Below are 969 nucleotides of genomic sequence, written 5' to 3'. Positions count from 1 at the left end.
AAGCCACACGATTTATCGGAAATCGGAATTGAACGAATTAAACGAGCAGCAGAGAAAATAAAAAACGAAAAATCGACTGACATTGATTATGGGTTTAAAATTTTCCATACAACTCCTATATCAGAACAACTTTCAACTAATGAATTAAGCAGAATGATGGAGTTTTCTGGATCAACCATTAACGATAATACATTATTAGATGAATTTGGCCGAGAAGCTATTTTATCTACATGGATGTTGGAGGATGGTCATCCGCTTTCCATGAACTTTGAAGAACTAAAATTGGGTGATTATGTTGCTTATAAAGTGGAACAAACCCTTTATTTATTAGATGGTGAATTCTCGATTGATGAACAGTTAAAAGAGATTATAGAACGAATTGAAAATGATAAGGATTTTACCTTCAATAAAATTGTTTTATTCGGTTATAGTTTCTCTACTAATACTATTGCATCAATAACTGATAATATGAAACATCTTAGAAATGGACGTAAATCAGCGAATATTGATGTGGAGGTGAGGTATTAATGGGGTTGAATTTCGAAAAAAACCTACCTCACCAAGACAAAGCGGTTGAAGGGGTTGTTGATACATTTAAAGATGTCCCTTTAATTCAACGAACCATTTCAAGAGCAAATCACACCTTTGATTTAACTTCCGACATATTAATCAAAAATATAAAGGAAATTCAATCTCAAAATGGAATTACAGAATCTCCCCCTATTGTTAAACCGGCGTTTAATTTGGATATTAAAATGGAAACAGGTACAGGGAAAACGTACACCTCTGCTAAGACTATCTTTGAGTTAAATAAGACTTTTGGTATTAATAAATTCATTATTGTTGTGCCAACTCTTCCTATTCGTATCGGTACGGAGAACTTTCTGAAATCAGATAGTACAAGGCTCCATTTTCGAGACCAATATCGCAAAGATATTCACTTGCATGTGGTAAAAAGTCAAAAAAAGA

Annotated in this window: 1 protein-coding gene and 1 pseudogene; both read left to right on the top strand. The window is 33.1% G+C overall.

What is annotated here, in order from left to right:
- Nucleotides 1-528, top strand: a pseudogene (locus ACW2QC_RS20235) (hypothetical protein); the annotation flags it as partial.
- A 5-nt stretch (nt 529-533) separates the two neighbouring features.
- Nucleotides 534-969, top strand: a 436-nt coding sequence (locus tag ACW2QC_RS20230; protein WP_457545727.1) for a DEAD/DEAH box helicase family protein, incomplete at its 3' end; no start/stop codon positions are given.

This window comes from Virgibacillus sp. FSP13, from assembly GCF_054048505.1.
The sequence above is the reverse complement of the archived record's forward strand: the minus strand, read 5'-3'. Positions and strand labels throughout refer to the sequence as shown.